Raw genomic sequence first — 24,303 nt, 5'->3', positions numbered from 1 at the left:
TGAGGTGCCTGATCGCCCCCCGGCATACTGCGTATTCCGGGGGGCGCACGCATGTGCGGGACCACCCCCGGCCGGGTGAATGGGGAGTATTCGCCCGGACCTTCTGCTAGGGGGAGTTTTGCGCAGACAAGTGAAAAAGGCGTGCGCGGGCACGATCGCCGCGGCCGCCGCCGTGGCCCTCGCGGCGGGCATGACCAGCCCGGCGCAGGCCAAGTCCGAGCAGCCGGGCACCACTTCGGCCCAGGCGGCCAAGTCGTCACTCACCGCAAAGCACCACATCACCCTGATCACGGGTGACCGCGTCGCCGTCGACGCCAAGGGCCGGGTCGTCGGCCTGGAGCCGGCCAAGGGACGCGAGCACATACCCGTCCAGATCCGCAAGGCCGACGGCCACACCCTGGTCGTACCGGCCGACGTCGCCCGCCTGATCGCGACCGGCAAGGTCGACCAACGGCTGTTCGACGTAACGGAGTTGGACAAGGCCACGAACCGCGCGTCCCAGAAGCAGGGACTGAAGGTCATCGTCGGCTACAAGGGCGCCGCCGCCGCGACGAAGGCCGACGTCCGTGACGCGGGCAAGCTCCGCCACAGCCTCACCACGCTCAACGCGGACGCGGTGCAGACGCCGAAGCAGGACGCGCCCGAGCTGTGGGACGCCGTGACCAACGGCTCCAGCACCGCCTCCGGCATCGCGCACGTCTGGCTCGACGGCGTCCGCAAGGCCAGCCTCGACAAGTCCGTGCCGCAGATCGGCGCCCCCACCGCGTGGGCCGCCGGCTACGACGGCAAGGGCGTCAAGATCGCCGTCCTCGACACCGGCATCGACGCGACCCACCCGGACCTCAAGGACCAGGTGATCGCGGCCAAGAACTTCTCCACCTCGCCCGACGCCACCGACAAGTTCGGCCACGGCACGCACGTCGCGTCCATCGCGGCCGGCACGGGCGCGAAGTCGAACGGCAAGTACAAGGGCGTCGCCCCGGGTGCCAAGCTGCTCAACGGCAAGGTGCTCAGCGACGACGGCTACGGCGACGACTCGCAGATCATCGCGGGCATGGAGTGGGCGGCCGAGCAGGGCGCCAATGTCGTCAACCTGAGCCTGGGCGGCGGTGACACCCCGGCGATCGACCCGCTCGAAGCCGAGGTGAACAAGCTGTCGCAGGAGAAGGGCATCCTGTTCGCCATCGCCGCCGGCAACGACGGCGACTTCGGCGACCAGACCATCGGCTCCCCGGGCAGCGCCGCCGACGCGCTGACCGTCGGCGCGGTCGACGACAAGGACGTACTGGCCTCCTTCTCCAGCCGCGGCCCCGGCCTCGACGGGCAGATCAAGCCCGACGTGACCGCGCCCGGCGTGGACATCACCGCGGCCGCGGCCCCGGGCAGCGTCATCGACAAGGAGGTCGGTGAGAAGCCGCCGGGCTACCTGACCATCTCCGGTACGTCGATGGCGACCCCGCACGTGGCGGGCGCGGCGGCGATCCTGAAGCAGGAGCACCCGGACTGGGGCTTCGCCGAGCTGAAGGGCGCGCTGACCGGATCCACCAAGGGCGGCAAGTACACGCCGTTCCAGCAGGGTTCGGGCCGCATCCAGGTCGACAAGGCCATCAAGCAGACGGTGATCGCCGACCCGGTGTCGGTGAGCTTCGGCGTCCAGCAGTGGCCGCACACCGACGACACCCCGGTCACCAAGCAGGTGACGTACCGCAATCTCGGTACGAAGGACGTCACGCTGAAGCTGGCGGCGACCGCGACGAACCCGAAGGGGCAGGCCGCTCCGGCCGGCTTCTTCAAGCTCGGCGCCACCACGGTCACCGTCCCGGCCAGCGGCAAGGCCTCCGTGGACCTGACCGCCAACACCAAGCTGGGCGGCACCCTCGACGGCGCGTACTCCGCGTACGTGACCGCGACGGGCGACGGCCAGAGCGTGCGGACGGCCGCGGCCGTGCAGCGCGAGGTGGAGTCGTACGACGTCACGCTGAAGGTCATCGGCCGTGACGGCAAGCCGGCGCCGTACTACAACGCGAGCCTGAGCGGTGTCTCCGGCCTCGGCAAGGACACCTGGTACACGCCGTACGACGCCTCCGGGACCGTCACCGCGCGCGTGCCCAAGGGCGGTTACGTCCTGGACAGCGGTGTCTTCGTGGACCCGGAGGACGCCACCAAGGGCATCGACTGGCTGGCCCAGCCGAAGCTGAGCATCACCAAGAACACGACGATCACGGTGGACGCCCGGACCGCGAAGCCGGTCGACATCACCGTCCCGGACACCGCCGCCAAGTCGGTGTTCGCCTCCGCGGACTACTCGATCACGGTCGGCAACTCCGGCTACGGCTTCGGCTGGTGGCTGGACACCTTCGAGAACTTCCGCTCCAAGGGCCTCGGCGGCCAGATCACCGACGGGTCGCTGACCCAGCAGTGGGACGGCCACTGGACCAAGGGGACGACCGAGGAGTACGACACCACGGTCGGCGGCGTGGTCAAGCAGCTCGCCAACGGCTACACCAAGCACTACAAGGCGAGTGAGCTGGCCAAGGTGAAGGTGGGCCTGGGCTCCGGGGCGAGCGGCAAGAAGGGCGCGCTGAGCGCGATCGGCTGGCTGCCCGAGAGCAGCGGCGCCTCCGGGATCGGCATCACGCAGAACCTGCCCGGCACCCGCACTCTGCACCTGTCCACCGGTGGTGGCGTGAAGTGGGATGTGAGCTTCGAGCAGTACGGCGGTGTCGACCCGGACGGCTTCCCGACGACGGAGGCCTACTACACGATCGGCAGTCCGCAGGCCTACAAGGGCGGCAAGACGTACTCGTCGACCTTCAACACGGCCGTCTTCGGACCGCACCTCAACTCGCAGTTCGGTCTGTACCGCGACGGCAACAGCATCTACGGCGTCGTGCCGCTGTTCGCCGACGGCAAGGGCCACCCGGGTTCGTCGACCTTCACCTCGGTCGACACGACCCTGTACCGCAACGGCACCAAGGTCTCCTCCAACACCGATCCGCTGTTCGGCGAGGGCGAGTTCAAGGTTCCGTCGGCCGCGGCCGACTACAAGCTGACCACCTTGGTCAAGCGCAGCGTCAAGATCGCGGCGGCCTCCACCCGCATCGACGCGAGCTTCACGTTCCGCTCGAAGAAGGGCACCACCCTCACCAAGCTCCCGGCCTCCACGGTCCGCTTCAACGCGACCACGGGCCCGGACAACCGGGTCGAGGCCGGCAAGACGGTCTCCATCCCGGTCGCCGTCGAGGGCTCGGCCAAGGGCAGCAACCTCAAGTCGCTTGCGGTGTACGTCTCCTACGACTACGGCCAGACCTGGAAGAAGGTCAGCGTCGTGGGCGGCAAGATCAAGGTCAAGAACCCGGCGAAGGGGCAGGCCATCTCCTTCCACGCCAAGATCGCCGACAAGAAGAACAACAAGTCGACGATCTCGATCTACAACGCGTACTACGGCAAGTGAGCCGCTAGCTCGCACGTGAAGTACCGCGCATGAAGTACCGCGTATGAAGTACCGCATGTGAACGGCCCGCCGGAGGCACAGCTTCCGGCGGGCCGTTCGCATTCCGGACGCGGGCTCACCCCGCACCCCTCAACTCGTCGTCCAGGAACGGAGTTTCTCGGGATTCCGCACGCCCCAGATGTGCCGGATCCGGTCGCCCGCGACATCGAAGGCCAGCACCACCTCCGTGACACCGTCCACCTGCGCCACCAGCCCCGCCTGCCCGTTGACCGTACGTTCCAGGACGATCACCTCGGCGGGTGCCTTGGCGAGGAGTTCGGCGAAGAAGCGGGCGACCGGCTCGCCGCCGCGGATCGGCCGGAGCGCGGCACTGGCGAGACCGCCGCCGTCACCGGTCGCCGTGGCGTCGGGATCGAGGAGGCGGACGAGGGCGTCGATGTCCTGGGCCTCCCACGCCTCCTTGAAGTGCCGGACGACGTCGGCGCGTTGGGCCGCCGGAGTTGCCGGAGTCGCCGACGACCGTGACGCGCGGATACGCCGCCGGGCGGACGAGGCCAGCTGACGGCACGCTCCCGGCGTACGACCGACGATCTCGGCCACGTCGGCGAACGAGAACCGGAAGACGTCGTGCAGGACGAACGCGACGCGCTCGGCCGGGGTCATCGACTCCAGCACGACGAGGAAGGCCATGTTGACCGACTCGTCGAGGGTGACCCGGTCGGCCGGATCCGCCGAGGCGCCGCTTGCCCGCCCAGCGGTCCACTCCGTACGGTCGGGCACCGGCTCCGGGATCCACTCACCGACGTACCGCTCCCGCCGTGCCCGCGCCGAGCGGAGCAGGTCGAAACAGATGCGGCTCGCGACCGTCGTCAGCCACCCGCCGGGCGACGCGACGGCGTCCCGCTGCGGCACCGGCATCGCGTACCACCGGGCGTACGTCTCCTGCACGACGTCCTCGGCGTCGGCCAGCGAGCCGAGCAACCGGTAGCCGAGATTGATCAGTTGACGCCGCTCGCTCATGATCGCGTCGAGCCCCGCCTCGGCCGACTCCTCACTCATGCCGGTCCCTCCCTCACGGATCGCAGGTTCCCTTCATGGATACGACGACACGGTGGACCGGAATGTGAGGCCGGGCCGGCCCCACCTGACATTCCGGGGGCCCCTCTCGTCGTACCCCTGTGACACCCCAGGGAGCCAGAGAGCCAGGAGGAAGACCATGAACGAACTGTCGCAGCAGACCGCGCTCACCGGCGACTACGTCCTCGACACCGCCCGCACCCGGATCGGGTTCGTCTCGCGGGCCGTGCTGATCAGCAAGGTGCGCGGGCGGTTCGAGGAGTTCGAGGGCAGTGCGCATCTGGACGGTGAGGACCCGTCGAAGTCGGAGGTCCGGCTGACCATCCGCACGCGGGGCCTGCAGACCGGCAACGCCCGCCGCGACGAGCACCTGCGCGGCGCCGACTTCCTGGACGGCGACCACCACCCGGACATCACCTTCACCTCAACGCGCGTACGACAGACCGGCGCGACCCGCTTCACCCTCACCGGCGACCTGACAGTGCGTGGCACTACCCGCCCGGTCACCGTGGACCTGGAAGTGACCGACACAGGTTCCGGCGTCTCTTTCACCGGCCGGGGAACCCTCAACCGCAGGGACTGGGACGTGAGTTGGGGCGGCCGCCTGCTCGCCGACAAGGTGACCCTGGAACTGGAGGTCGCGCTGATCCATTACGCCCAGCGCTGACACGTCCGAAGGCCCCGCCGGAAGTACCGCGTCCGGTGGGCCTCGCGTGTTTCGGTGAGCGCATGACCACACAGACCGTCGAGTACGTCCGCTACCGCATCCCGGAGACCCGCTCGGCCGAGTTCCTGGCCGCGTACACGCGCGCGGCGGCCCAGCTGGCGGCGGCGCCGGAGTGCGTCGACTACGAACTGGCCCGCTGCGAGGAGGACTTCGAGCACTTCATCCTGCGCATCGTCTGGACCTCGACCGAGGACCACCTGAAGGGCTTCCGCAGCTCGGAGCTGTTCCCCGGCTTCCTCGCGGAGATCCGCCCGTACATCGAGAACATCGATGAGATGCGCCACTACAAGCCGACGTCGGTGCGCGGGCCGGGCGCGGCGGTGCCGACGCTGTATGGCTGGGCGGGCGGCGACGAGGCCTTCTCCCGTCTGACGTCGGCCTTCTACGACAAGGTCGTCAAGGACGACCTCCTGTCCCCGCTCTTCGCCGATCTGGCCCCCGAGCACGCGGAGCACGTCGCCCACTGGCTCGGCGAGGTCTTCGGCGGCCCGGCGACCTACTCCCGCACCCAGGGCGGCCACGCCCACATGGTCTCGATGCACGCCGGCAAACACATCACCGAGCCCCAGCGCCGCCGCTGGGTCAACCTCATCCAGGACGCGGCAGACGAGGCAGGCCTCCCCACGGACGCGGAATTCCGCTCAGCGTTCCTGGCGTACGTGGAGTGGGGGACCAGGCTGGCGGTCTACTTCTCGGGCCCCGACGCGGAGCCGCCGGCGGAGCAGCCGGTGCCCAAGTGGAGTTGGGGGGCCATGCCGCCGTATCAGGGGTGAGCGGTCAGAGTCGGTCGGCGGTGTCCGCTCGCGTGGCGTCCGCTCCCCAACTCGCCAGCAACCGCAGTGACTCCGCCGAGGCGGACCCCGGTTCCGCGTGGTACGCGACCAGGCCCTGTTCCGACTCGTCGGTCAGTCTGAACGACTCGAAGTGAAGGGCCAGTTCGCCGACCAGGGGGTGGCGCATGTGCTTGACGCCGTGGTTCTTCTCCTTGACGTCATGGGTGGCCCACAGACGGCGGAAGTCCTCGCTCTTGACGGAGAGTTCGCCGACCAGCGTGGACAGCCGGGGGTCGTCGGAGCAGCGGCCCGCGTCCATCCGGAGCACGCAGACGATGTCGATCGCCTTCTGCTCCCAGTCGATGAAGAGGTCCTTGTAGTCGGGCCGAAGGAACACCAGCCGCGCCCAGTTCCGCTCGTGTGGCGGCAGCTCTCCCCAGTCGCCGAAGACCGCCGCCGCCATCCGGTTCCAGGCGAGGATCTCCGTGCGCCGCCCCGAGATGTAGGCGGGCACGCTGTCCATCGTGTCCAGCAGCCCCTGCAGCGCCGGCCGCACCTGCTGCCGGGTGCACGCCGCCGTCTGCCTCTTCTTGGCCTTCGGCTTCGCGAGATGCGTCAGATGCGAGTGCTCGGCGTCGGTCAGCCGCAGCGCCCGCGCGATCGAGTCCAGCACCTCGGTCGACACGTTCCGCCCGTTGCCCTGCTCCAGCCGCGTGTAGTAGGCCACCGAGACGCCCGCCAGCTGCGCCAGCTCCTCGCGGCGCAGCCCCGGCACCCGCCGGTGCCGCCCGAAGTCGGGCAGTCCCACGTCCTCCGGCTTCAGCCGGGCCCGCCGGGTGCGCAGGAACTCGCTGAGCTCGGCACGCGGGTCGAGGGAGCCGGCGGCCTCCCGCACGGGATCGGGCTGTTCGTCCATACGACCAGTATCCCCGGTCGTACGCACAGCATCCTGACCCCGCCAGTGGTAGGCACAGTGGACGTAGGCAGAGCCGTGGCCTGGGTGATTCCTCGCGCGGGCGGCATGCTGGACGTCGTGCCCGGCCAGAAGGACATCAGAAGGCGGCCGGCACATACCCCCCGCTAGGAGATTCCCGGCATGACCACCGTTGCCGCGTACGCCGCTCCCGCCGCCAAGGCGCCGCTGGAGCGCACCACCATCGAACGCCGCCCGGTCGGCGAGTTCGACGTCCTGATCGACATCAAGTTCGCCGGTATCTGCCACTCGGACATCCACCAGGCCCGTGAGGGCTGGGGCGAGGCGATCTTCCCGATGGTCCCGGGCCACGAGATCGCGGGCGTCGTCTCCGAGGTCGGCCCCGGCGTCACCCGGCACCAGGTCGGCGACCGCGTCGGCGTCGGCTGCCTGGTCGACTCCTGCCGCGAGTGCGACAACTGCAAGGCGGGCCTGGAGCAGTACTGCACCGGCGGCAACGTCGGCACGTACAACGCCGTCGGCAAGGACGGCGAGGTCACCTACGGCGGCTACTCCGAGAAGGTCGTCGTCGACGAGAACTTCGTCGTCCGGGTCCCCGACGGCCTCTCCCTCGACGTGGCCGCCCCGCTCCTGTGCGCCGGCATCACCACGTACTCCCCGCTCAAGCACTGGAACGCGGGTCCCGGCAAGAAGGTCGCCGTGATCGGCTTCGGTGGCCTCGGTCACATGGCCGTCAAGATCGCGCACGCGCTCGGCGCGGAGGTCACGGTCCTTTCCCAGTCGCTGCGCAAGCAGGACGACGGCCTGAAGCTGGGCGCCGACCACTACTACGCGACCAGCGACCCGAAGACCTTCGAGGAGCTGCGCGGCACCTTCGACCTGATCATCTCGACGGTCTCCGCCCCGCTGGACTTCGGCGCGTTCCTGGCGCTGCTGCGGGCCGACGGCGCCCTGGTGAACGTCGGCGCCCCCGAGGAGCCCATCTCCCTCAACCTCTTCTCGGTGATCGCCGGCCGCAAGACCCTCGCCGGCTCCAGCATCGGCGGCATCCGCGAGACCCAGGAGATGCTCGACTTCTGCGCCGAGCACGGCTTCGGCGCGGAGATCGAGCTGATCAGCGCCTCCGAGATCAACGAGGCGTACGAGCGGGTGCTCAACAGCGACGTCCGCTACCGCTTCGTGATCGACACGGCGACCATCTGATCGCGATCCAGGAACCGGGCCAGGTCCCGATCGACCTGACGGCCCCGGAGGCGCACTCCTCCGGGGCCGTCAGTACGTCGTCGTACGCCTGCCCAGCAGCCACAGCAGATACGGCCCGCCGACGAGCGAGGTGAGCGCGCCGACCGGGATCTCCAGCGGGGGCAGCAGCGTACGGGCCACGAGATCGGCGCCGACCAGGATCACGGCCCCCGTCAACGCGGCGTTGAGCAGCGGCAGTTGAGGCGTCCGCGTGAGCCGGCGGGCCAACTGCGGCGCGGTCAGCGCGACGAACCCGATCGGCCCCGCCGCTCCGGTCGCCGTCGCGGCGAGGACGACACCGAGGACGGTGAGCCCGAGCCGGACCCGGTCCACCCGTACCCCGAGCGCGGCGGCCGTCTCCGGGTCGAGCCCGAGCGGCCGCGTCGCCCGGCTCGCCCACACCAGCGCGGGCAGCGACAGCAGCAGTACGACGCCCAGCGGCCCGGCCTGCTCCCAGCCGCGCCCGTTCAGGCTCCCGGTCAACCACAGCTTGACCTGTTCGGCGGCCTCCAGCTCACTGTCGGTGAGATACAGCTGCACGACTGCGGACAGGGCGACCCCGATCCCCACCCCGGTCAGCACGAACCGGCTCGGCTGCATCCCGTGCCGCCACGCCAGTACGTACACGAGCGCGGCGGCGGCAAGGCCGCCCACCACGGACACGATCGGCAACGCGCCGGGCGAGGCGATGACCCCGGTGGACAGCGCCAGCACGGTCGCGGCGGCGGCCCCGTGCCCGACCCCGATCACATCGGGACTGGCCAGCGGATTCCGGGTGACGGTCTGCACGAGCGCCCCGGACAGTCCGAGCGCGGCCCCGACGAGCGCGCCGAGCACGATCCGCGGCACCCGCAACTCCCCGACGACGAGCTCGTAGGGCCCGGCTCCCGTACGCAACGTGTGCCACACCTCGACCGGCGAGATGTACGTCTGCCCGAGACAGGCGGAGGCGAGCATGACGGCGGCGAGGAGGAAGAAGAGGAGGACAGCGACGGTGGCGGAACGGCGGTGGAGGAGGAGGGAGATACGGGGGTGGGGGCGGAAGATGGTAGTTCCAGCCGCCGCCCCAACTGCGCCCAGCCGTGCCGCCAGGGCGGCACGGCTGGGCGCAGCGGCACTCCGCAAGCGCCGGGCTGCGTGCCCCACCTCGTCGCTGCGACCCCGGGTACCTCTCAACTCGTCGTTCCTTTACGCCGCACCAGCACCACCAGCACCGGCACCCCCACCAACGCCGTCATCACCCCGGCCGGCACCTCCGCAGGAGCCCGTACCACCCGCCCCGCCACATCCGCGCCGACCAGCAGCGCCGCCCCGAGCAGCGCGGACAGTGGCAGTACCGACCGATACCCCCCGGTCACCAGTCGCCGAGCCAGATGCGGCACCGCGAGGCCCACAAATGCGATCGGCCCCGCGGCAGCCACCGCGGCAGCCGTCAGCAGGGTCGCGCCGAGCGCCGCACACCCCCGGACCAACCCCACCCGGTGCCCCAGCGCCCGGGCCGTCTCGTCGCCGAGGGCCAGCGCGTCCAGGCCGCGCGCGCATCCGATCACCAGCAGCGCCCCGACGAGGAGGAACGGCAGCATGCGTACGACGGTGTCGGTGTCCCGTCCGCTGAGCGAGCCGACCTGCCAGAAGCGGAACTGGTCGAGCGTGGCGGAGCTGGAGGTGAGGACGACGGTGGTGGCGCCGGCGGTCATCGCGGACAACGCGGTCCCGGCGAGCGCCAGTTTCACCGGTGACGCCCCGCCCCGGCCGCGCGAGGCGATCCCGTACACGAGGAAGGCGGCCACGACGGCGCCGGCGAAGGCGTACCAGACGTAGCCGCCGAAGCCGTAGCCCCCGGCGCCGAAGGCGATCGCGAAGACCACGCCGGCCGCCGCCCCCTGGCTCAGCCCGAGGATGCCCGGGTCGGCGAGCGGGTTGCGGGTGACGGCCTGGAGGGCCGCGCCTGCCAGGCCGAGTGCAGCGCCCGCCGTCAGTCCGACCTCGGTACGCGGCAGTCGCAGCGACCGTACGACCAGTGCGTCCGGTGAACTCCCGCCGTGCACAAGGGCGTCGAGGACCGCGGACGGCGGAACGGCCCGGGTGCCGACGGCGAGGCTGAGCAGCGCGGCGACCGCCACCACGAGGGCGGCGGCCGGCCAGGCGAGGCGTCGGGTCACGTGCCGAGGTGCTCGGCGAGCTGCTGTACGACCAGACGGGCGGCGGTGGGACCGGCGTTGAGGTACCAGGGGTCGTCGTCGACCTTGACCGCGTGTCCGGCCTTGACGCCGGCCATCGACTTCCACAGCGGCCCGGCGAGCACGCTCGCCGCGTCGGTCTTGCCGGCGTCGCCCTGGACGGAGTAGAAGATCCAGTCACCGTCGGCGGTGTCGATGCTCTCCGCGCCGATGTCCTCCGAAATGGCCGTGAACTGCTGGGACTTGGGCCGCTTCAGCCCCATGTCGACGGCGATGGAACCGGTGAAGGAGGAGACGCCGAACATACGCGTGCGGTCGGGCGTGAAGCGCACCATGGAGACGGTCGGGTCGCCCGTGACCGTCTTCCCCTTCGTGGCCGCGTCACCGACGATGCCGTCGAGCAGCTTCTGCGCCTGCTGCCCCTTGCCGATGGCGTCGCCGACCAGCAGCAGGTCGCGCTTCCAGTTGATGCCGTTGCCTGCGGTGATCACGGTGGGCGCGATCTTCGACAGCTTCGGATAGAGGTCGCCGAGCGAGTCGTTGGCGAGGATCAGGTCCGGCTTGGCGGCGGCGAGCGTCTCCAGGTTGGGCGCCTGGCGCGTGCCCGCGTCGGTCATGTCGGCGAGCTGTGCCTTGTACTTGGGGAAGGCGTCCGCCAGGTAGTCGGGTACGAGACCGGCGTTGTCGGCGCGCGTGGTGGCCGTCGGCACGGTCCCCAGCGAGAGCAGGTCGTCGAGCTGACCGGTGCTGAGCACGGCGATCTTCTTCGGCGCCGACTTGACGGTGGTCCTGCCCTCGAAGTGCGTGACGGTACGGGGGAACGTCCCGTCCGTGTCCGGGTCGGCGCCCATGCCGTCGGCGAGCGTGCTGGGGGCGGCGGACGGTCCCTCGGAGGCGCCGATGACCTTGTTCTGCGCGCCGGCCTTCTTCTCGGTGCCGCTGTCACCGCTGTCCGAGGAGGAACACCCGGCGAGCAGCCCTCCGACGACGGTCGCGGCCACGACGGCCTTCAATCCCACTGCACGCACGACTGCTACTCCGATACACATCGATCACGTCGATCGCCATTGATCCTGTTAAGGCAAGCCTTACCTTAACTTCCTTGCGGAGTATGTTGGGCGTGAGGAGGCCCACACGATGACCGTGCAGCTGAACCACACCATCGTCGCCGCACATGACAAGCAGACGTCGGCCCGGTTCCTCGCCGACATCCTGGGACTGAAGGTGAGCCCGCAGTACGGGCCGTTCATCCCCGTCGAGATCCCGAACGGCGTGACGCTCGACTACATGGACACCGCCGGCGACATCACGCCGCAGCACTACGCGTTCCTGGTCTCGGAGGACGACTTCGACACCATCTTCGCCCGCGTCCGGGAGGCGGGCCTGACCTACTGGGCGGACCCCTTCCACCACCGCCCCGGCGAGATCAACCACAACGACGGCGGCCGCGGCAGCTACTTCGACGACCCGAACGGCCACAGCCTGGAGATCCTCACCAGGCCGTACGGCAGCGGGAGTTGATCCCCGCCGAAAACTTCTCCCTCTCGTCTGTCACATTCCTCCGCGCCGAGGGGTCATGTCGGTGAAGGCACCGAGCATCATGACGAACAGGGAGCGCAGATCATGTCGACGTCATCCATCCTGGTCACCGGCGGAACCGGCACCCTCGGGCGCCACGTCGTCCCCCTCCTCCGGGCGGCCGGCCACGAGGTCCGCGTCCTGAGCCGGCACAGCCGCCCCTCGGCGGACGGCGTCGAGTACGTCACCGGCGACCTGCTCAAGGGCGAGGGCATCGCAGCGGCGCTCGACGGCACGGAGACCGTCCTGCACCTGTCCGGCGGCCCCAAGGGCGACGACGAGGCGACCCGCCACCTGGTACGGGCGGCCCGCGTGTCCGGCGTCCACCACCTCGTCTACATCTCGGTCGTCGGCGCGGACCGGGTCCCGCTGGCGTGGGTGCGGACGAAGCTGGAATCGGAGCGGGCGATCGCCGACTCCGGCATCCCCTGGACCACCCTCCGCGCGGCCCAGTTCCACGACTTGGCGCTGACGATGGTCGAGAAGATGGCCAGGCTCCCCGTCCTCCCGGCCCCCGGCGGCCTCCGCCTCCAACCGGTCGACGCCTGCGAAGTCGCTGCGCGGCTGGTCGAGTTGACCCTCAACGCCCCCGCCGGCCTGGTCCCCGACCTGACCGGCCCCAAGCTCTACGACCTCCCCGCCCTGGTCCGCCCGTACCGCCAACTCCTCGGCCGCCGCAACCGCCCGACCCTGCCGGTGCGGGTGCCCGGGAAGGTGGGGCGGGCGTATCGGGCGGGGGCGAACCTGACGGTGGAGGGGGCGGAGTGCGGGAAGCGGACGTGGGAGGAGTTCTTGGGGGAGCGGTTGGGGTGAGGCGGGGTGTTCGGGGGCGGGGCGGGTCGTCAGAGGCCGGCCGAGTTGCGGGGGAGCCAGTCGGGGTGGCGGGCGCGCAGTGCGTCCCGCTCCGCGGGCGTGGTGAGCAGGACGTCCGCGCCGCCGTCGTACGGGACGTGGATACGGCGGAGTTCGGTGTCGGTGACGAAGACCTCGGCGAGCGTGTCGTCGGCGACAGCGCGCAACAGGGCGTCGGCGCAGCCGTGTTGCCACGGGCGGAGGGCGGCGTAGAAGCGGGAGTGGATGTGGAACTCGGAGTCGGGATCGTCCTCTTCGGACTCGATCCACCACCGGACGCCGTCCGGGTGGAGCCGCTGTCGTAGCGGGTACCTGCCGGGGCCGGTCGGCGTGGTCGACCAGTCCGCGGTGACGACGTACACCTCGCGGCCCGCGAACAGCTCGTCGAGGACGGTGTTGTAGCGGTGCAGCACGATCGCGTACTCGTCCTCGGACTCCGGGTAGCGCTTCGAGCCGGGGAGGCTGTGGAAGCGGACCCAGACGTCCGGGTACGTGGTGCGGAAGGTGTGGGCGAAGGGCGGGACCGATGGGTGGCGGGCGCGCCAGAGGGCGGCCAACTCCGGGAGGGCTGCTGGTGTTGAGGGCGGCGCCGGTGCCGGCGCTGAGGGCGTTGAGGGTGCTGGGGGCGTCGCGGGCGTGAGCCCGTCGGTCGACGTCGACGACGCCCCGTTGCTCACCTGGCGGCCTTCGCCTGCAGTCCCTGGAGGCCGTCATACGCGGCCATCACCATCTCCAACCCCCGGCTGTCGTCGCCGGGTTCGCGCATCTGGTTGGTGACGTAGGCGATCGCCGTACGGGCGTCGGGTTCGACCATGACGAGGGAGCCGCCCCAGCCGCCCCAGCCGTAGGTGTTGCCGAACAGCCCGTAGCCCAGGCCGTATCGGACAGGCATGCCCAGGAGGCGGTCCTGGCCCTGGAACTGTTCCACCCACGCCCGATCGCACCCCGCCCGCGACAACAGTCGTACCTCGCCCACCGATCCGCCGCACGCCATCACCGACTGCACGAGGGCGACCGAACGGGCGTTGCCGAAACCGCTCGCGGCGGGGATCTGGGCGCGGCGCCAGGCCACGCTGTTCCCGTCCCGGACGCGGATTCCCGTACCGGGGGCGGGAGTTGGTGCGCCGATCCCGGGAGCGCTGGAGGTGTAGTCCTCGTCGTGGGACGGCGGCGGGACCGTGAGCGCCACCCGGTGGTCGTGCTCGGCGGCAAGGCCCATGTGGAAGTCGGCGCCCAGCGGTCCGGCGATCTCCTCGGCGAAGAACTCGCCCGGGGTGCGCCCGGTGATCCGGCGTACGACCTCGCCGACCAGGAACCCCTGGGTGAGCGAGTGGTACCCGGCGGCGGTGCCCGGTTCCCACTCCGGGGCCTGCGCGGCGAGCCGGGCGGTGGCGGACGACCAGTCGTAGACGTCCTCGGCGGACCACGGTCCCTCGAAGTCGGGCACGCCCGCGGTGTGCGAGAGCAGATGCCGTACCAGCACACCGTCCTTGCCGGCCGCCGCGAACTCCGGCCAGTAGCGGGCGACGGGCGCGTCCATGTCCAGCTCACCGCGGTCGGCGAGGACCAGTGCGGTGAGCGCGGTCATCGTCTTGGTGACGGAGTAGACGTTGACGATCGTGTCCCGCTGCCACGGCACGGTGCGGGCCGCGTCCGCGAACCCGCCCCACACGTCCACCACGGGCTCCCCGTCCACGAAGACGGCCACCGACCCACCGGCGTCCCCCTCGTCGAGGAGGGCGGCCAGTGCGCTGGGCACGGCGTTGAAGAGGTCGTCGTAAGAGCCCTGAATGTCGGCCATACATGGCATTGAGCCGGGTACGGGGTCCCGGGGGCAACTGGTTTTCGAGGGCGCGTGCCCCTGCCTACCGCCGTCCGAGTTTCTCGAATCCGCCGCCGTTCGACGAGACGGGCCGGTCGGCGGCCCGCAGGGGGCATCCGGTGCCGACGCGGGTGGCCAAGTCGGCCCGCAGCGAGGTGAGTTCGGCGATACGGGCGTCGATGACCTGGATCTTCTCCTCGAAGAGCGCGGACAGTTCCGCCGCGTCGTCCGGCGCCTCGCGCAGTCTCTCGCCGTTCCGCGCGATCTCCGACAGCGAGAACCCGAGGGCCTGCGCGGTGCGGACGTACTGCAACCAGGCCACCGTCTCGGGCGGAAAGTCCCGGTACCCGTTGGGCAGCCGCCGGCCTTCGACGAGGCCGACCTTCTCGTAGAACCGGATCGTGTCCCTGGTCATGCCTGCCTGCGCGGCAAGTTCCCCGATGCGCACGCGCGCCCCTCCGTCAACTGCCGGGCTTGACCTTGGACCGTACTCCACTGTTTAGCGTCGAGCGTTCCCTCCACGAGTCCACCCCCCGAGACCAGTCCCCGATCCATCCCCGTTGTCAGTCTCGAGACCAGCAGGAGCCGCACCGTGAGCCGCCTTCGCACGCCCGCGCATCCCGCCTACCTCCGCCTCGTACGGGCGAGCGCCTGGTACGACCTGGTCGTCACGGCCGGGTTCGCGACCCCGTGGACCTACGCCCTCGTACACGACGCACTGTCGTCGTCAGGGAGCGCGCTCGGTCTCGGCGGTCTACCCGAACTCGACCCGTGGCAGACGCTGTTCGCCAATCTGATGGGCTCGGTGGTGGTCGTCTGGGCCGCCCTGCGCATCGTCAGACCGCTGCCGGAGTACGGGGCGTTCGACGGCATCGCGCGGGTCCTTTTCGCGACGTGGCAGGCGTACGCACTCGTCCACGGTGTGTCCCGGCTTCTGTGGCTGTTCCTCGCCGTCGAGTTGACGTTCGGGGTCCTTCAACTCGCGCCGTGGGTACGGGGTCGGGGTGTGGGTCCGGGCGACGGACGTCGGGTGGGCGCGGCGAGCACGTGACGTGCCGGCACGCCCCGGTGCGTGGTCGCCGTCGGAGGGGTCAGCTCTGGGCCGTGGGGCGTACGACGATCTCGTTGACGTCGACCTCGTCGGGCTGTTCGACGGCGAACGCGATGGCGCGGGCGATCGCGTCGGCCGGGATCGCGAACTCGTCCCGCATCTTCGTGATGTCCGCCCTGACCTGGCTGTTGGAGGAGGCCTCGGCGAAGCCGGTCGCGGTCATGCCGGGGGAGACGGTGGTCACCCGCAGCCCCGCGCCGGCCTCCTGCCGCAGCCCCTCGCAGATGGCCCGTACCGCCACCTTGGTGCCGGCGTAGACGGCCATCGCCGGCGCGACACGGAACGCGGCGGTGGAGGCGACGGTGACGAAGTGCCCGCTGCCCTGCGCCCGGAAGACCGGCAGCGCGGCACCGATCCCGTGCAGTACGCCCTTAACGTTCACGTCGACCATCCGGTTCCACTCCTCGACGCGCAGGTCGTCGAGGGGCGAGATGGTGCCGACGCCCGCGTTGCCGACGAGCACGTCGAGCCGGCCGAAGCGGTCGCGGGCCAGCGCGACGAGGGCGTGCAGGTCGCCGGGCCGGGTGACGTCGGTACGGAGGTGTACAGCCGTACCGCCCGCCTTCTCGATCCGCGCCACCACCTCCGCGAGCTGTTCGTCCCGGCGTGCGCCGAGGACGAGCCGGGCGCCGCGCTCGGCGAGCAGCAGGGCGGTGGCCTCGCCGATGCCGCCGCTCGCGCCTGTGATCGCCACGACCTTCCCCGCAATTCCAGACATGGTGTCGTCCTCTCGTTGGTCGGTTCTGTCGTTCGGTCGGCGGCGCTGTGCTGCTGCGCCGCTGACACCACTCTCCTCATGATTTAGCCTGGTATCCAGAATCAACTTATTCTGGTACTGGGAGTGCCATCCGCCATGCCGAACCAGCCCGCCCACCCGGACCGACGCCGTCAGCTGGGCGCCTTCCTGCGCAGTCGCCGAGAGCGGCTCACCCCCGACGAGGTCGGCCTGCCCCTGACGGGCCGCCGCCGCACGCCGGGCCTCCGCCGGGAGGAACTGGCACTGCTGGCCGGCATGAGCGCCACCTGGTACACGTACCTCGAACAGGGCCGAGACGTCCGCGCCTCCGAACAGGTCCTGACCGCCCTCGCCACGGCACTACGACTCAACGACCACGAGCGCACCCACCTCCTCCAACTCGCCGGCCACGGACGCCCGTTGCCCGAGCCCGAGGAACGCGAATCGCTCACACCGGAGGTCGCAGCCGTCCCCCTCCTGCTCCAGCCGCACCCGGCGTACGTCATCGCGGGCAACTACGACGTGCTCAGCCACAACAGGGCGGCGGAGGAACTGTTCCCGGGGCTCATCGCGGGTGTGGGTGTGGGTGAGGGGGAGGGCGAGGGCTCAGGTACGGGTACGGGTGTCGGCGATACCGAAGGCGCCGACCCGCCGGCCAACTTCGTCCGCTGGGTCTTCCTCGAACCGACCGCCCGCCACATCCTCGTCGACTGGGAACCCGAGGCCCGCGGCCTCCTCGCCCGCCTCCGCACCCTGACCGCCCGCCACCCCGACGACCCCCGCTACACCCGCCTGATCGAAGACCTGAAGCAGGGCAGCGCGGAGGTACGGACCTGGTGGCCCCAGTACGAGGTGCAAGCCCGTCGCAGCGGTCGCAAGCGGCTACGGCACCCGAGACGCGGCGCGGTCGAGTACGCGTACACGGCGTTCCACCTGGCGGAGCAGCCGGAGCAGACGTTGGTGATCTATTTCGACAGCGCCCAAGCGGTCATGTCGCTACCCCCACATTCTCTCCCAGCGCACATCGACGCTCCAGGCCTCCGCACCTGACGCGAACTCGGCGAAGATGACGGCCACTTGATCCTCGTCGCTGAGGACGCAGCGGTAGTGCCGCTCCATCGAACCGTCCCGATGCTCGACGGCGAACTCGCCTGCGTTCACACCTGCGTTGGGGCCTTGGCCGACCTGGACGTAGCGGCCCTCGGGCTTCTCAAGGATCAGGAACCAGTTGTCAGCCGACAGTTGGCGCACGGCACGGTCGATCACGTCGAGGTCGGGGCCCTCGACATTCAGCCCGACGCACGGCTGAAGGCGCAAGACCCCCGCTCCATCCGTTCCGCCCAGTCCATTCGCTTCGCGCAGCGCGGGCGGAAGGTGGAGCACCTCGGCTTGCGGGTCGAAACAGACCAACCCGTGCCGGCCGGCGAGGGCGAGTACCGCGGGCGCGATCTCATCGGCCCGGCCCCACGAGATCGGCATGATCACGTGAGCGTCGGACACATCGAGACCCGACGTCCACGGGGACGCCTCGACCCGAGGGGAGTCCGCCGCCGAGTCCGACAGCTCAGGAAAGTCCACGACCAGCGCCCGATGGAACGCGGTCACCGCGTCGCTCACGACAACCCCCGCCGCCGAAGTGCTGCTGTCACACAGCGACTTGTACTTCTCGGCCGCCAACGACGCCGAGATCCGCCCGGGTTCGTACCACACCGCAAGATCGAAACTCATGTCGTCCGCTCCACCAATCCCCACCCTCGAAGGAGACCGAGCGTATGCGGAAGCTCTGACAACGCCGGCCCGCCACAAGACCCCGGAACACCCGCGAAACCGTGTGACGCCCGGCCGGCCCCGGTTGTCCAGACGTGAAGGTGCGCCCCCTCGCCGAGGGAGCGCACCCACTGTCTACCGAGCTCTCTACCTGTCTACGGGGTGTCGTGGTCGGCGAACGTCCACACCGCCCGGCTGCCGGGGCCGACGGTGAGGGTCGAGTTGCCGATCCGCTCCACGTGCCGGTCCTTCACGGGCCGGTTGAGCGACATCTCGACCCGCTCGTACGCCACTTGCTCGTGCGGGACGGAGTCGAACCGAATCGTGGTGCCGCCCCCCTCCGCGACGACGCCACCGCCCGACACGTTCTTGACGGTGAACCCGCCGGCCCGCAGCAGCGGCACGGTTTCGGCGAGGTCGGCCGCGGTGACCGCGATGCGTACGGAGGTCACGTCACGCATCAGGTGGGTGCGGTAGTCGTCGGAGAGGTAGCGCTCCCGGCCGACGTCACCGGGAGAACTCGGCGGCTCGGTCTTGCCGCGAGGATCGGCGAAGTACTCCGGCCGGTACTCCATCGCCCAGGCACCGAAGGCGTCGTACTGGGTGTCGGTGAGGATGGCGTCGAACCACGGCACGGGCACCCCGTCACCGAAGTCCCGGGTCTGGAGGAACTCGATGGGGTCGGCGACCCCCTCGCTCTTCAGCCGCTCGGTGACCGTCGCCAGATCCCCCGCCCGCTCGGTCGACAGACCCAGCCCGGCGGATCCGAAGGCACCGTCCTGGCCAGCGAGGTCACCGACCCCGAACAGTTCCAGGTAGCTCTCGCGGCCCATCAGATACCGGCCGGTCCAGGTCTGCCCGCCGGCACCGGTCGTGGTCCGCACCTCGAAGTTGGCGAACTCCCGCAGGTAGGCGGAGTGTTCGATGGCGTCGGCGGTCTCCCGATCGAGCACCCCATAGCTGTGGTTGTAGAACAACAACTGCCGATCGTACGAGGCCCGGTTCCCCTCGGCCTGCGCCGTCCCCACCCCACCCCCGATCGCTCCGGCGAGAGCCACAGCGAGCACGATGATCATCCGCAATGTCCGACGAATCAGCATGTGGGGGATGGTAGGGCGGGGAGGATGAGGTCGCCCTACTTTATGAACCTGGCCGAAATGCTTGACAGTTGACGTTTTGGGAGGTGCCGCGAGACAGCGCAGTGAGCGGTCACTGAACCGCCAAAGGATCAATACCGCGGAAATACGAGCCGAGCCGCCAATCCGCCCTCACCGACGGCCCAACAGCCCGCGTGCGGTGAACAGTTGATGCCCAGCAGGAGCGTGTGGTCGAAACGGGACCAGGTGCGCCCACCGTCGGTCGTGACATCGCTCCCGTCCGGACCGACGGCGATCGCGGTGTTCCGACGGCCGGGTATCCACGTAACGCCGTTCTTGAAGCCAGCCGGCGTACCACCGAGCGCCCACGAACTGCCCCCGTCGTACGTACGGGCGACCGCACCCAGATCGATCGCTTGCCCCCGGTCGAAGCTGCCGCCCACCGCCAGGCCGTCCCTCGGATTCCGGAAGGACAGCGAGGCGATGTTCGCCGGCGCACGGGATATCGGCGTCCCGGTCACCGCCCAGTTCCTCCCGCCGTCCCGGCTGTGGAACACCTGCGGGTTGTGTCCACCACCGCTGACCTCGGTCGTCCCGAACCACGCGTCATGCCGGCCGCTGGTGACCAGACACGTGCCGGTCGCCAGTGCACCTGCGCCGGGCGCCGTGTCGGGCATCCCTCCGACGGACGTCGGGTGCCAACTCCGGCCACCGTCAACGGTTTCGAGGAGAGGGAACTTGCTTCCGACAGCATCACCCACGACGAGGCCGCGCTGATGGTCGAAGAAGGCCATGCACGAGAAGAACGCGTCCGGATCCGCGGCGCGAAACACCTGCTGCCAACTGGCCCCGCCGTCAACCGTCCGATAGATCCGCGGAGGCTCTCCGGTTGCCCCGTTGTTCAGCGCCGGCACGAGCGCATGATCACGATCGAACGCCTCGACGTCCCGAAACTCCTCACCCGCCCCTCCCGGAGGAGTCACGTCCTGCGAGGAACGCCCTCCATCCACACTCCGCACCACAGCACCGCCCGCCACCCCCTGAACCCGTCACCGGCCGCCCAGACGGAGGAGTGGTCCACGACGGCGACCGAAATCAAGGTGTTGCCCGTGGCGGTCGGCGTGAAGCGCCACGAGGGCGATGCCACAGGGTGCCCTCTCGCCACTGCCGAGGACGCCAAAGCCGGTTCACTCAGAGCCAGAACAAGTCCGACCGCACCACACACGCGCAGAAACGTCCGAAGAAGCGCGGGTCCCGTCTCCGGGACGCTAGCGGGTACGGGGAGGGAGGAACATGCGCAATAAGTGCGATTCCCAGAAGCCCAACCGGCTCCGGGCGAGCCCAATCGGGCCCAGGAAGCCGTCGGCTCTCCGCCGTGGCGACGCCGATCGGACAGGAGAACCCAGCTCGCCCATGCCAGAACAAAGGGGTGCCGTGTCTTGAGAGTTCCGTTGAGAAACCACTTCAATGGCACGGTGACCAAGGCACCGATGGACGCGGACACGACTATCGCCGGGCAGATCTCACTGGGCGACGTCATCGAGCAACTGAGTCGGCACAGACCGGTGTTCCACTCCGAGGCCGACCTTCAGCACAGTTTCGCCCGGGTGTTGTGGGAGTTGACGCCGGACGTGCGCTCCCGGCTTGAGGTACCGCAGAGGCTGTCGGGCAGGAGCGAATACCTGGACCTCCTGTGCATCGGTCCCTCGGCCCGTACAGCGATCGAGTTCAAGTACTTCACCCGGACATGGGCAGGCGCGGTAGGCACTCCGGCCGAGGACTACGCCTTGAAGGGGCATGCCGCCACAGACCTCGCCCGTTTGCACTTCGTTCGGGACATAGCCCGGCTGGAACGCTTCTGCCGCCGGTCGGACCAGAACGGTCTGGCCATCATGCTGACCAACGATGCGTCCCTGTGGACACCACCTGGCCCCGGCCGGGCGCAGACTCGGGATCGGGACTTCAGGATCCACCAGGGTCGTGAACTCGCCGGCACGCTGTTGTGGGCCGAGGGCACCTATAAGCCGAACACGTGCACGTTGCGGGGCGCGTATCCCCTCGATTGGGAGCCGTATTCCGAACTGGACGGAGCAGGGGGCGAGTTCCGCTACGTCGCCGTGTCCGTCAGCCCGGTCCGGGACGGAGCCGACGACATGCCCGTGCCTGTCTAGCGATGCTCGCGCGAAACCGCTGTGTGGTGCCCAGGCAATGACTAGCCTCACGGCATGACGTCGGTTGACGAGTGGCCGGACTTTCCCGAAGGGCTTGACCCCAAGAGCGTGTCCTTTCGGGAAGCCCGGTGCACGTGGCACGGCAAGCCTTGTGCGGAGCCGCCGGTCAAGGTGGTGCGCACCCGAAATGGAGCGCGGTGGGCCGCATGCGCACGGGCTGTGCGCGAGATCGCTGCTGATCGTGGTGCCTGACGCGGCTGGCGAGTCGCCGGGGTGGCCCCGGCGACTCGCAGAGTCCCTGTGAACAGGTCAGCCCAGAGCCACGCCAGGGATGAAAGCGATGAGCCCGGAGAGGAAACTGCCGATTGCGGCCAGTGTCACGAGAGCGGCCTTCCCGTCTGAGAAGAGGCCGGAGCAGAACTCGCGTACTTGCCGTCGAAGGATCAGCATCTTCAGCTTCTGCCACCGATGCTGGCGGATGTAGCAGCCCATGAGAAGTCCGGTTGCGTTGTTCCGGCAACCGTCCTCCCTTCCCCTGACGGGTGCCCCACATGTCACGGGTGCCTGGAAGAAGCACCAGATCAGTACCACCGCCGACAGGGTCGCGACGACCACAGGTCCCGCGGCCCTGTTGATCCAGGCGGCGATCAGAACAGCGGCGGCGATGACGCCCCACCACTGTCCCAATCCACCCAGTCGACTGCTCCGTGCCCCCGAAGTCGCCATGCCTGTAATCGTGGCGAGAGAGCCGGCGAATCATGCCCCCGAGCGGTGGTTTGACTGAAAGCGGTTCCCAGGAAGGCTGACGTCCAGTGAAACCGGATCGCCCAGACCACATCGGACCTGGCCGCGATGCCACGAACGTGATGCCCGGCGCCGCGGCGGTCTGGCGGGCCTGAGCCTCGGACGTGTTACTCGGGCCGGACACCCGCCCCGGCGAGCCAGCGCTGCCATATGCCCTCATCGGGTCCAGCCGGCTGGTGAGCGAAGCAGCCCGTCATCCCTGTAGATGGGCAGGAAGCTCGTCTCCAACGGGATAAGGGCCTCCCTGGTGCAACAGTCGGGCCGCGGAGTCCTGGTCACCGTCGCTGACGAGGGCATGGATCTCACGGACAAGAGCATGGATCTCGCGGACGAGCGGGGTCACGTCGCGCAAGGAGACCGTCCACTCGTCCGCGTAGCGGCGTACCGCCTCACCGGAGAGGCCGAGTTGCAGCGACCGGCGCGGCAGGGGTTGCAGGCGCGGGTCCCGTTCGGGGTCCCACTGGACACGAGCCAGCGCCCACTCGAAACCGTCGCGGGTGATCTCGACGGCCAGCACGGTCTCCTGACCTGCCTTCGTGCTCCGGCCGCAGCGGTACATCATCCACAGGAACGACGGCTTGATCCACATCAGGCCGCGTTCGCAGACCTTGTGGCCCGGGCAGTCGCGGGCTCGCGTCGCGGGCTGGTCAGCGCTGAACGTCGCTGCCGTTGGTGTGCTCAGGGCGGCAGGTCCACAGAGACACATCGCTGCTCGTCGCGACGGCGATGGTCTCCCCGGAGGGAGAGAAGCCGAAGGCTCGTAGTTCCGAGTACGAGGAGTGGAAGATGTGCCACCACTGCTCTCCGTGCGGGCCGGAGTGGGGGAGTCCGCCGTCACTCGAGAGCAGCACACGATCGTTGGGCCAGGCCGGGGTGACGGCCTCCAGGGTCCAGCCGTCCCCGGTCGTGGCGTGCAGTCCTCCGCCGAAGAGCCCTGCGATGTGTACGCGGCTGCCGGCGATCGGGCCCAGTCCGGGGCAGGTCAGGTCGGCGGCCGCGTCGGGGGTGCTGTCCTCGGGGTCGGGGTCGCGGTCCCTGGCGATCTTCTCCCCGGTAACGGCGTCGAAGAGGCCATGACCGTCGTTGGAGACGACCATCACCAGGTCATGGCCGCTGTCGGGGTGCGTCGCGAAGCCGATCCCGAGAAGTCCTCCGACAGGGACGCCGTACTTGTACTCGAAGACGGGCCGCCAGGGTTCGGGCGCGGGCATCACGGGGGCGGCGAGGAGTCGATCCCGCAGGGCCCGCTGGTACGCGGAAAGCGTCTGTTCGCGAACGGGTTGCTCCACCGCTTCTGCCCTCCTGAGCCGCTTGATCACCTCTTCATGATCCAGGGTCGATGACCACCCTGCCCTCGCAACCCGGCAGTTGAGAAGATCACGGCATGGCGGCTTCCAACGAACATCCCCCCGATGGCTGGGCATTTCTCGGGATCGGCGACCCCCTCTTGGTCGTCCACGACGAGCGGCGCGGCCTTCTGGCGGCGGCAGGCACGGATGTGCACGGCAGAGGCACCCCGGTTGCGGTCTACAAGAGCCGCGCCTTCGTCCGCAGTGCGCTCATCCGCTCGCGCTTCCCCGTACGCGCGATGGCCTTCCATCCCAGACGTTCGCTGCTTGCGGTAGGCACCGGAAGGTACGACGGTGGCTACTTCTTCGAGGGCGAGCTACTACTTCTGCACCTCAATGCGGGCGCGGTCGTCTCTCTCATCGAGCGCGAACTCGGCCGTCAGGTTCTGGGCCTGGAGTGGCTCGACGAACAGTCACTCCGTGTCCTCATGGCACCGCCCGACGACTGGCAGGACGAAGCGGCGCACGAGCACGGCCACGTCGCCGTCGTAGGCCGGCCGGACTGGACCGCCGTCCCTGCACAGTCGCTCACCGTGACGGCGGCCGTGGCAAAGTCCAGGTGTGCGGCCAGTTGAGTCCAGGCTGATGGCCACCGGAATTCCAGGTGGATGGCCGTCTGACCTGTGGTG

25 protein-coding genes are annotated in these 24,303 nt (G+C 69.6%); 10 read left to right on the top strand and 15 right to left on the bottom strand.

Translation table 11 applies throughout. The features are described from left to right. The first annotated feature begins 130 nt into the window (after window positions 1-130). Window positions 131-3,454: a S8 family peptidase gene (locus M2283_RS22985; protein ID WP_280878231.1), complete on the top strand. Its 3,324-nt coding sequence runs from the start codon at window positions 131-133 to the stop codon at window positions 3,452-3,454. A gap of 129 nt (window positions 3,455-3,583) precedes the next feature. Here M2283_RS22985 and sigJ read toward each other — a convergent pair whose 3' ends face one another. Beyond that, on the bottom strand, window positions 3,584-4,513 hold the full coding sequence (gene sigJ, locus M2283_RS22980) for an RNA polymerase sigma factor SigJ (RefSeq protein ID WP_280878230.1): 930 nt from the start codon (window positions 4,511-4,513) through the stop codon (window positions 3,584-3,586). 157 nt (window positions 4,514-4,670) lie between these two features. Between sigJ and M2283_RS22975 the strand changes: the two genes are divergently transcribed. Both M2283_RS22975 and M2283_RS22970 read left to right on the top strand, forming a co-directional pair. Continuing rightward, window positions 4,671-5,198 carry a YceI family protein gene (locus M2283_RS22975; protein WP_280878229.1) on the top strand — a complete coding sequence of 176 codons (528 nt, stop codon included), beginning with the start codon at window positions 4,671-4,673 and terminating at the stop codon, window positions 5,196-5,198. Window positions 5,199-5,260: 62 nt separating this feature from the next. Beyond that, entirely contained in the window at window positions 5,261-6,031 is a 771-nt protein-coding gene (locus M2283_RS22970; RefSeq protein WP_280878228.1) for a group II truncated hemoglobin, read from the top strand. 4 nt (window positions 6,032-6,035) lie between these two features. Here M2283_RS22970 and M2283_RS22965 read toward each other — a convergent pair whose 3' ends face one another. Further along, window positions 6,036-6,947: a helix-turn-helix domain-containing protein gene (locus tag M2283_RS22965; protein WP_280878227.1), complete on the bottom strand. Its 912-nt coding sequence runs from the start codon at window positions 6,945-6,947 to the stop codon at window positions 6,036-6,038. A 180-nt stretch (window positions 6,948-7,127) separates the two neighbouring features. Here M2283_RS22965 and M2283_RS22960 point away from each other — a divergent pair, with 180 nt between their 5' ends. Then, a complete protein-coding gene (locus tag M2283_RS22960; protein WP_280878226.1) occupies window positions 7,128-8,168 on the top strand; it encodes an NAD(P)-dependent alcohol dehydrogenase in 1,041 nt (346 codons plus the stop codon). 69 nt (window positions 8,169-8,237) lie between these two features. Here M2283_RS22960 and M2283_RS22955 read toward each other — a convergent pair whose 3' ends face one another. From M2283_RS22955 to M2283_RS22945, 3 genes are all read right to left on the bottom strand, one after another. Next, a complete protein-coding gene (locus M2283_RS22955) occupies window positions 8,238-9,299 on the bottom strand; it encodes a FecCD family ABC transporter permease (protein WP_432423122.1) in 1,062 nt (353 codons plus the stop codon). Between the two features lie 80 nt (window positions 9,300-9,379). Next, window positions 9,380-10,369, bottom strand: a complete 990-nt coding sequence (locus tag M2283_RS22950) for a FecCD family ABC transporter permease (protein WP_280878225.1) — start codon at window positions 10,367-10,369, stop codon at window positions 9,380-9,382. Next, window positions 10,366-11,415 (bottom strand): iron-siderophore ABC transporter substrate-binding protein, encoded by a 1,050-nt coding sequence (locus tag M2283_RS22945; protein ID WP_280878224.1) that lies wholly within the window; start codon window positions 11,413-11,415, stop codon window positions 10,366-10,368. Before M2283_RS22945 ends, M2283_RS22950 begins: the two co-directional genes overlap by 4 nt. 109 nt (window positions 11,416-11,524) lie before the next feature. Between M2283_RS22945 and M2283_RS22940 the strand changes: the two genes are divergently transcribed. Both M2283_RS22940 and M2283_RS22935 read left to right on the top strand, forming a co-directional pair. After that, window positions 11,525-11,908, top strand: coding sequence for a VOC family protein (locus M2283_RS22940; protein ID WP_280878223.1), 384 nt, complete (start codon window positions 11,525-11,527; stop codon window positions 11,906-11,908). A 102-nt stretch (window positions 11,909-12,010) separates the two neighbouring features. Beyond that, on the top strand, window positions 12,011-12,778 hold the full coding sequence (locus M2283_RS22935) for an SDR family oxidoreductase (RefSeq protein ID WP_280878222.1): 768 nt from the start codon (window positions 12,011-12,013) through the stop codon (window positions 12,776-12,778). A 29-nt stretch (window positions 12,779-12,807) separates the two neighbouring features. Here M2283_RS22935 and M2283_RS22930 read toward each other — a convergent pair whose 3' ends face one another. The 3 genes from M2283_RS22930 to M2283_RS22920 all read right to left on the bottom strand — a co-directional run bounded on the left by M2283_RS22930 (window position 12,808) and on the right by M2283_RS22920 (window position 15,087). Next, complete coding sequence (locus M2283_RS22930; protein ID WP_280878221.1) at window positions 12,808-13,374, bottom strand: DUF3885 domain-containing protein; 567 nt, start codon at window positions 13,372-13,374, stop codon at window positions 12,808-12,810. 116 nt (window positions 13,375-13,490) lie between these two features. After that, the gene (locus tag M2283_RS22925) at window positions 13,491-14,618 is read right to left on the bottom strand and encodes a serine hydrolase domain-containing protein (RefSeq protein WP_280878220.1); all 1,128 of its coding nucleotides are present in this window, start codon (window positions 14,616-14,618) and stop codon (window positions 13,491-13,493) included. 64 nt (window positions 14,619-14,682) lie between these two features. Beyond that, the gene (locus M2283_RS22920; RefSeq protein WP_280878219.1) at window positions 14,683-15,087 is read right to left on the bottom strand and encodes a MerR family transcriptional regulator; all 405 of its coding nucleotides are present in this window, start codon (window positions 15,085-15,087) and stop codon (window positions 14,683-14,685) included. 144 nt (window positions 15,088-15,231) lie between these two features. Here M2283_RS22920 and M2283_RS22915 point away from each other — a divergent pair, with 144 nt between their 5' ends. Continuing rightward, window positions 15,232-15,690 (top strand): hypothetical protein, encoded by a 459-nt coding sequence (locus M2283_RS22915; protein WP_280878218.1) that lies wholly within the window; start codon window positions 15,232-15,234, stop codon window positions 15,688-15,690. 40 nt (window positions 15,691-15,730) lie between these two features. Here M2283_RS22915 and M2283_RS22910 read toward each other — a convergent pair whose 3' ends face one another. Continuing rightward, window positions 15,731-16,468 carry an SDR family oxidoreductase gene (locus M2283_RS22910; RefSeq protein ID WP_280878217.1) on the bottom strand — a complete coding sequence of 246 codons (738 nt, stop codon included), beginning with the start codon at window positions 16,466-16,468 and terminating at the stop codon, window positions 15,731-15,733. A 135-nt stretch (window positions 16,469-16,603) separates the two neighbouring features. On the opposite strand from M2283_RS22910, the gene M2283_RS22905 reads away from it, so the two are divergent. After that, complete coding sequence (locus M2283_RS22905; protein ID WP_280878216.1) at window positions 16,604-17,536, top strand: helix-turn-helix transcriptional regulator; 933 nt, start codon at window positions 16,604-16,606, stop codon at window positions 17,534-17,536. Here M2283_RS22905 and M2283_RS22900 read toward each other — a convergent pair. The 3 genes from M2283_RS22900 to M2283_RS22890 form a co-directional block, all read right to left on the bottom strand. Continuing rightward, a complete protein-coding gene (locus M2283_RS22900) occupies window positions 17,483-18,214 on the bottom strand; it encodes a hypothetical protein (protein WP_280878215.1) in 732 nt (243 codons plus the stop codon). The two genes, M2283_RS22905 and M2283_RS22900, sit on opposite strands and share 54 nt — an antisense overlap. Before the next feature lie 194 nt (window positions 18,215-18,408). After that, window positions 18,409-19,329, bottom strand: coding sequence for a DUF5829 family protein (locus tag M2283_RS22895; RefSeq protein WP_280878711.1), 921 nt, complete (start codon window positions 19,327-19,329; stop codon window positions 18,409-18,411). Between the two features lie 152 nt (window positions 19,330-19,481). After that, a complete protein-coding gene (locus tag M2283_RS22890) occupies window positions 19,482-20,027 on the bottom strand; it encodes a WD40/YVTN/BNR-like repeat-containing protein (protein WP_280878214.1) in 546 nt (181 codons plus the stop codon). A 798-nt stretch (window positions 20,028-20,825) separates the two neighbouring features. Here M2283_RS22890 and M2283_RS22885 point away from each other — a divergent pair. Then, window positions 20,826-21,521 carry a hypothetical protein gene (locus M2283_RS22885; RefSeq protein ID WP_280878213.1) on the top strand — a complete coding sequence of 232 codons (696 nt, stop codon included), beginning with the start codon at window positions 20,826-20,828 and terminating at the stop codon, window positions 21,519-21,521. Window positions 21,522-21,830: 309 nt separating this feature from the next. On the opposite strand, the gene M2283_RS22880 is transcribed toward M2283_RS22885, so the two are convergent. From M2283_RS22880 to M2283_RS22870, 3 genes are all read right to left on the bottom strand, one after another. Then, the gene (locus M2283_RS22880; protein ID WP_280878212.1) at window positions 21,831-22,247 is read right to left on the bottom strand and encodes a hypothetical protein; all 417 of its coding nucleotides are present in this window, start codon (window positions 22,245-22,247) and stop codon (window positions 21,831-21,833) included. A 271-nt stretch (window positions 22,248-22,518) separates the two neighbouring features. After that, window positions 22,519-23,031, bottom strand: a complete 513-nt coding sequence (locus M2283_RS22875) for a DUF4291 family protein (RefSeq protein ID WP_432423113.1) — start codon at window positions 23,029-23,031, stop codon at window positions 22,519-22,521. Further along, window positions 22,973-23,536: a hypothetical protein gene (locus M2283_RS22870; RefSeq protein WP_280878710.1), complete on the bottom strand. Its 564-nt coding sequence runs from the start codon at window positions 23,534-23,536 to the stop codon at window positions 22,973-22,975. The genes M2283_RS22875 and M2283_RS22870 overlap by 59 nt, the downstream gene beginning before the upstream one ends. 173 nt (window positions 23,537-23,709) lie before the next feature. Here M2283_RS22870 and M2283_RS22865 point away from each other — a divergent pair, with 173 nt between their 5' ends. Beyond that, the gene (locus tag M2283_RS22865; RefSeq protein ID WP_280878211.1) at window positions 23,710-24,249 is read left to right on the top strand and encodes a hypothetical protein; all 540 of its coding nucleotides are present in this window, start codon (window positions 23,710-23,712) and stop codon (window positions 24,247-24,249) included. Window positions 24,250-24,303: the final 54 nt, after the last annotated feature.

Origin of the sequence: Streptomyces pseudovenezuelae (genome assembly GCF_029892565.1) — a bacterium.
GTDB lineage: Bacteria > Actinomycetota > Actinomycetes > Streptomycetales > Streptomycetaceae > Streptomyces > Streptomyces pseudovenezuelae_A.
The sequence above is the reverse complement of the archived record's forward strand: the minus strand, read 5'-3'. Positions and strand labels throughout refer to the sequence as shown.

Excerpts from the sequence above, each read along its gene's own strand:
- sigJ (WP_280878230.1), bottom strand. The coding sequence starts at position 4,513 with ATGAGTGAGGAGTCGGCCGAGGCGGGGCTCGACGCGATCATGAGCGAG.
- M2283_RS22940 (WP_280878223.1), top strand. The coding sequence starts at position 11,525 with ATGACCGTGCAGCTGAACCACACCATCGTCGCCGCACATGACAAGCAG.
- M2283_RS22865 (WP_280878211.1), top strand. The coding sequence starts at position 23,710 with ATGGCGGCTTCCAACGAACATCCCCCCGATGGCTGGGCATTTCTCGGG.
- M2283_RS22910 (WP_280878217.1), bottom strand. The coding sequence starts at position 16,468 with ATGTCTGGAATTGCGGGGAAGGTCGTGGCGATCACAGGCGCGAGCGGC.
- M2283_RS22900 (WP_280878215.1), bottom strand. The coding sequence starts at position 18,214 with ATGAGTTTCGATCTTGCGGTGTGGTACGAACCCGGGCGGATCTCGGCG.
- M2283_RS22875 (WP_432423113.1), bottom strand. The coding sequence starts at position 23,031 with ATGTGTCTCTGTGGACCTGCCGCCCTGAGCACACCAACGGCAGCGACG.
- M2283_RS22880 (WP_280878212.1), bottom strand. The coding sequence starts at position 22,247 with ATGGCGACTTCGGGGGCACGGAGCAGTCGACTGGGTGGATTGGGACAG.
- M2283_RS22970 (WP_280878228.1), top strand. The coding sequence starts at position 5,261 with ATGACCACACAGACCGTCGAGTACGTCCGCTACCGCATCCCGGAGACC.
- M2283_RS22960 (WP_280878226.1), top strand. The coding sequence starts at position 7,128 with ATGACCACCGTTGCCGCGTACGCCGCTCCCGCCGCCAAGGCGCCGCTG.
- M2283_RS22935 (WP_280878222.1), top strand. The coding sequence starts at position 12,011 with ATGTCGACGTCATCCATCCTGGTCACCGGCGGAACCGGCACCCTCGGG.
- M2283_RS22905 (WP_280878216.1), top strand. The coding sequence starts at position 16,604 with ATGCCGAACCAGCCCGCCCACCCGGACCGACGCCGTCAGCTGGGCGCC.
- M2283_RS22890 (WP_280878214.1), bottom strand. The coding sequence starts at position 20,027 with ATGCCCGACACGGCGCCCGGCGCAGGTGCACTGGCGACCGGCACGTGT.
- M2283_RS22965 (WP_280878227.1), bottom strand. The coding sequence starts at position 6,947 with ATGGACGAACAGCCCGATCCCGTGCGGGAGGCCGCCGGCTCCCTCGAC.
- M2283_RS22870 (WP_280878710.1), bottom strand. The coding sequence starts at position 23,536 with ATGCCCGCGCCCGAACCCTGGCGGCCCGTCTTCGAGTACAAGTACGGC.
- M2283_RS22925 (WP_280878220.1), bottom strand. The coding sequence starts at position 14,618 with ATGGCCGACATTCAGGGCTCTTACGACGACCTCTTCAACGCCGTGCCC.
- M2283_RS22975 (WP_280878229.1), top strand. The coding sequence starts at position 4,671 with ATGAACGAACTGTCGCAGCAGACCGCGCTCACCGGCGACTACGTCCTC.
- M2283_RS22895 (WP_280878711.1), bottom strand. The coding sequence starts at position 19,329 with ATGATCATCGTGCTCGCTGTGGCTCTCGCCGGAGCGATCGGGGGTGGG.